The sequence below is a fragment of the Pseudomonadota bacterium genome (assembly GCA_030859565.1).
Lineage (GTDB): Bacteria > Pseudomonadota > Gammaproteobacteria > JACCXJ01 > JACCXJ01 > USCg-Taylor.
In genome coordinates, this window is sequence record JALZJW010000205.1 from 1 (window position 1) to 4,903 (window position 4,903).

Here is a 4,903-nt window from a genome sequence, read left to right on the forward strand (position 1 = left end):
CAGATTCCAACTGTGTGTCGACACCGCGCTCGGAATAAGCACGAAGGAATGGGCCGTGAGCAAAGCATCGCCGAAGGCCTGTTGGCCAGCGCTCGGAAACCCTGGTCTCATCCAATTGGCGTTGGGCACCCTAATTGGCTGCACTATGTAAACGGCACGCGGATCGGTGATGAGGGCTGACGTCAGTACGTGCGGTACCGTGTCAAGGGTCTTGAACCCTTTATGCACCGCAACTTCCAGGATCGCCGTGGCGGGGTCCACCGAGCAGTACACGACTCGCCTGCCCCGCGAATTCCATCGTCCGCCCTGCTGGCGTGCACCTTCCCCGTGGTCCCAGGCTTTTCCGAACTTCTTCTGATCCAATCGCCATGCGATTAACGCGGCGCCACCCAGCGGGGCGGGCACTGGTGTCATGTGTAGACACCGTATTCAAGCCGGCCGAGCAGTTGTTCGACCATCTCCACGCCGGCAGGCGAGGACAGCAGATCAATGGGGCGTCGCTGATCCAGTGCCATGGCCGGGGCAGCTAACCACGTCTCGGCCTCTGCTTGGCTTCCGAACACCTCTGTCGCTTTGGCGAGAACTTCGGCGAACTTCCAAGCTCGGCCGCTTTGTTCTCGGCTCAGCGGTTTCCGTGAAGTTGCCATGCGGCGCTGGACGGTGCGAACGCTGACCCCAACGGCACGTAGCACGTCCGCGGCATTCATGATTTTCGCGTGAGCAATCATGTATTTCAATGCGCGGCCGGGGATGCCTTTAACAATGACTTCGTGCACGTCGAGCTTCGACGTGATTGATTTTTTTAATACCTGACGCCCGCCCAGCAGACTGGCGATCTGCTTGAAAGGGGTCTCAATGGGAGCCGTGTTCGGCTCGGTGTTAGGTGCTGTTTGCTGACGGCTGACTGACATGTTCCAGCGCTCCTACGACAATTGACGGTTTTTATTATGCCATATGTCGCTGACTTACGTCACCCTACCTAGATCGGGGTCAGGTGATCCGTTGAAAAATGGCATTGGATTTCTAAATCTCCGCGAGTGCTTGCGGGGCTCGGATGCTTTGCGTCCGGCTGGTCGGGTATTTTGACCCGGGCGGAGCATTTGTAGTCGATGACACCTCTTTGTATCGAAGAGCACGTGGGACGGGGAGTCGAGTGTTTATTTACAAACCCTGCCCGCAAAGTTATACTTTAGTGTAATTCAAGAAATCGAGAGGTCTCATCATGCCGATTGCAACCCTTCGCAGTGTGGGCGGTTCGGTTGTCATGGCCATCCCTAAGCGCATACTAGATTTGGTGCATTTACAATCCGGTTCGCAAGTGAATATCGATGTCCAGGACGGGAAACTGGTTGTTGAGCCCAAGAAAAAACCACGCTATGCCCTCGCCGAACTGATGGCGCAGTGCGACCTGTCGCAACCTATCAGCACAGAAGAAAGAGAATGGCTTGACACACCCGCCGTCGGCGCAGAGGAACCCTGATGCGCATACCTGGCCGGGGCGAGATTTGGCACGTTAATCTGAACCCAGTCGCGGGTAAGGAACAGCAAGGATTGAGGCCGGTTCTGGTGGTGTCCGACAAAGAATTTAATAGGTCCGGACTGGTACTTGTTTGTCCGGTCACGCAGGGCGGCAATCAGGCGCGATTTGCCGGGTTCGCCGTATCATTGATGAACACAGGCACGGAAACGCAAGGGGTTGTGATGTGCAACCAGCTGAGAACTATCGACTATGTCGCACGCGCGGCAAGGTTTGTAGAGGACGCGCCGGATTGCGTGATCGATGATGTCCTCGCCCGATTGCAAACCCTTTTGGATTAACCGAGATCATAAATTAAGGGTCACGATACGTTTGCCGCCCCAACCGCCCTTCACCTCCGTTAGGCAGAGCGCAGCCATGGTTCCGCCATACGTCATGGGTGTCGGCATCGATCTACTGCTCTATCTATGAGGAGCATGAGTATGCCCAGCGTGCCGGCCGGGGATTTCAAACACAACGTTTTCCTCTCTCACAACAGCAAGGACAAGCCGGCGGTGCGTGAATTGAAGCGGCTGCTGTAGGGCTCATGGCACTCCTCACCCTCCTCGACGCAGAGCTCGCTTACGGACTGCATCCTCTGCTCGATCGCGCCGGCCTCACGGTGCTGGAAGGCGAGCGCATCGGACTCATCGGCCGCAATGGAACCGGTAAGTCATCGCTTTTGAAGGTAATCGCCGGACTCGCGGCGCTCGATGACGGCGAGCTCAAGCGCCAGGACAGCCTGCGCGTGGTACTCGTCGAGCAGGAACCGGAACTGCCGCTCTCCTCGTGCCTGCGCGAAAGCCTCGCCATCCGCGGCGAGTTCAACCGTATCCACGACGAGCGCGAGCGTTGGCGCCTGGAAGCCCGGCTCTTGGGGTACCTGCATCGCTTTGGGATCGATCCGGCGCAAGCGCCCGACACCGCGTCGGGCGGCGAATGTAAGCGGGCGGCACTTGCGCTCGCACTCGCGCGCCAACCCGATCTGCTGCTGCTCGATGAGCCGACCAATCATCTCGATATCGACGGCATCACCTTGCTCGAAGACCTGGTGCTGAAGGGTCCGGCCGCCATCGTCATCACGCACGACCGCGCGTTTCTCGATCGGGTGGTCAATCGCATCGTGGAGCTCGACCGCGGGCTCCTGCGCTCCTACCCCGGCAACTTTGCGGCGTATGAGCGCCGCAAGGCCGATCAGCTCGCAACCGAAAGCGTCGCCCATCGCACGTTCGACAAGTTCTGGGCGCAAGAAGAGGTGTGGATCCGCGGAGGCATCAAGGCGCGCCGTACCCGCAATGAAGGCCGCGTGCGCCGGCTCGAACAACTGCGGCGCGAGCGCGCGGCCCGGCGCGAGCGTCTCGGAAACGTCAAACTCACGCTCGCTGCGGGCGAGCGCTCGGGCAAACTGGTGGCGGAACTGACCGGCGTCAGCAAACGCTTCGGCGAGAGAACGATCGTTCACGACCTGTCACTGCATATCCAGCGGGGCGATCGCCTGGGACTCATTGGCCCGAACGGTGCCGGCAAATCCACACTGCTCAAGCTCATCCTCGGCCAAATGACGCCGGACGCCGGCGAAGTGAGACTCGGCATCAATCTACAGGTGGCGTACTTCGATCAGATGCGCGAGCAGCTCGACCCCGAACGCACGCTGCTCGACAGCATCAGCCCAGGCTCCGACTGGGTGCGGATCGGCGCCGAACGCAAGCACGTGATGACTTACCTTGCCGACTTTCTGTTTCCGGCGCAGCGCGCCCAGGCACCCGTAAAAATGCTCTCCGGCGGTGAGCGCAACCGCTTGCTGCTCGCGCGCCTGTTCGCGCGTCCCGCCAACGTACTGGTGCTCGACGAACCGACCAACGACCTAGATATCGAATCGCTCGAGATGCTCGAAGACACGCTGCAGAGCTACCCCGGGACGCTGCTGCTTGTGAGTCACGACCGCGCCTTTCTCGACAGCGTGGTTACACAAACGCTCGTGGCCGAGCGCAACGGCAAGTGGCAGGAATACGCCGGCGGCTACAGCGATTGGCTCAGCCAGCGGTCCGTGCCCTCCGTTTTCTCTCCGGCCCCGGTGAGAGAGGGCCGGGAGAGAGACGGGGTGAGGCCGAATGCCTCACGCGTCAAGCTGAGCTACAAAGAGGCCCGCGAGCTCGAACAGCTCCCCGCCGAGATCGAAGCGCTCGAGCGCGAGCAGCACGAACTTACCATGGGTATGAGTCGTGGCGATTACCACAAGCGAGGCGCCGAACAGATCAAGGCCGAACGCAAGCGGACCGAAGAGATCGAACGGCAACTGGCGGAAAGCTTCGAGCGGTGGACGAAGCTCGACGAAAAGGCCGCAAAGCACCGGTAGAACCCCTAATACGATTCTAAGGATTCAATTGCGGTTTCCGCGGGCGGCGGTGTGATGAGATCGCCGGGAAAATCGCAGCGAAACGTACTGCCTTTTTCGACGGTACTGTCGATGTAGGAATTCTTACGCTGACCCCGGGATCTGGATTGCGCGTGTTTGACACCTAACAGGTTCAGTCGTATCTTCGCTCCCGAGGCAAAAGGGCTTTTAAATTCTTATTCCCGACCAACCAGGAGGATCCCATGGCGCAGCCATCCGTCAATTCCACCGCGGACTCCGAGATACGGACCAGTTTTCAAGCCCAACTCGCCGAAGCCCGCGAAACCCCCGGACTAAGGCGCCTGGCGAGGGGCCCGACAGCGGATCTCTATCCTCGCTATTCAGGCTACTATCGGCAGCTATGCCAGTTGCCGCGCCGGGTGCGGCGGCAGTTGCAACGGCAGTGGCGGCGCTCGCTCTCTGCGCTCGCCCTGCTCCTGGCCTTGGGTCAAGCGCCGGCGCTGGCCGCGACCATCAATGTCGATGGCACGACGTGCACCTTGGTCGATGCCATCACCTCCGCTAACACCGACGCCGCCGCAGGCGGCTGCGCCGCGGGGAACGGGGCCGACACGATTGTGTTGCCAACCGGGAGCACGCAATCGCTCACGGCACTCGACAATACCACCCATGGCCCCACGGGACTGCCGCTCATCACCTCGACCGTCACTATCCGGGGCCGTAACAGCACGATCCGGCGGGAGAGTGGTGCGCCGGAGTTTCGTATTCTGGCCGTGGCCAGCAGCGGGGACCTGACGCTCGATAGCACCATGGTGAGCGGGGGGATAAACGCGCTCGATTTTATCCCTTATTTCCCTGGCGGCGGCGGCGTGTACAACAGCGGTATACTCACCCTGACGAACAGCACCGTCTCGGGTAATTCCGCTGGTGAGGCCGTCGGCGGCGGCGTGTCCAACAGCGGTACGGCCACCCTGACCCACAGCACCGTCTCGGGTAATTCAACTGGTTTCGGCGGCGGCGGCGGCGGCGTG

The 4,903-nt window shown here is 60.5% G+C and carries 7 protein-coding genes; 5 read left to right on the plus strand and 2 right to left on the minus strand.

Translation table 11 applies throughout. The features are described from left to right. The coding region (locus tag M3436_19250) for an RES domain-containing protein (protein MDQ3566126.1) at nucleotides 1–414 on the minus strand (414 nt) is incomplete at its 3' end. Next, nucleotides 411–911, minus strand: a complete 501-nt coding sequence (locus M3436_19255) for a DUF2384 domain-containing protein (protein MDQ3566127.1) — start codon at nucleotides 909–911, stop codon at nucleotides 411–413. The genes M3436_19255 and M3436_19250, both read right to left, overlap by 4 nt. 311 nt (nucleotides 912–1,222) lie before the next feature. Between M3436_19255 and M3436_19260 the strand changes: the two genes are divergently transcribed. The 5 genes from M3436_19260 to M3436_19280 all read left to right on the plus strand — a co-directional run. Next, nucleotides 1,223–1,480: an antitoxin gene (locus M3436_19260; GenBank protein ID MDQ3566128.1), complete on the plus strand. Its 258-nt coding sequence runs from the start codon at nucleotides 1,223–1,225 to the stop codon at nucleotides 1,478–1,480. Further along, nucleotides 1,480–1,818, plus strand: coding sequence for a type II toxin-antitoxin system ChpB family toxin (locus tag M3436_19265; protein ID MDQ3566129.1), 339 nt, complete (start codon nucleotides 1,480–1,482; stop codon nucleotides 1,816–1,818). The genes M3436_19260 and M3436_19265 overlap by 1 nt, the downstream gene beginning before the upstream one ends. A gap of 141 nt (nucleotides 1,819–1,959) precedes the next feature. Continuing rightward, on the plus strand, nucleotides 1,960–2,058 hold the full coding sequence (locus M3436_19270; GenBank protein MDQ3566130.1) for a toll/interleukin-1 receptor domain-containing protein: 99 nt from the start codon (nucleotides 1,960–1,962) through the stop codon (nucleotides 2,056–2,058). Between the two features lie 5 nt (nucleotides 2,059–2,063). Beyond that, nucleotides 2,064–3,872 carry an ATP-binding cassette domain-containing protein gene (locus M3436_19275; protein ID MDQ3566131.1) on the plus strand — a complete coding sequence of 603 codons (1,809 nt, stop codon included), beginning with the start codon at nucleotides 2,064–2,066 and terminating at the stop codon, nucleotides 3,870–3,872. Nucleotides 3,873–4,114: 242 nt separating this feature from the next. After that, nucleotides 4,115–4,903: hypothetical protein (locus tag M3436_19280; GenBank protein MDQ3566132.1), on the plus strand; the 789-nt coding region annotated here is incomplete at its 3' end.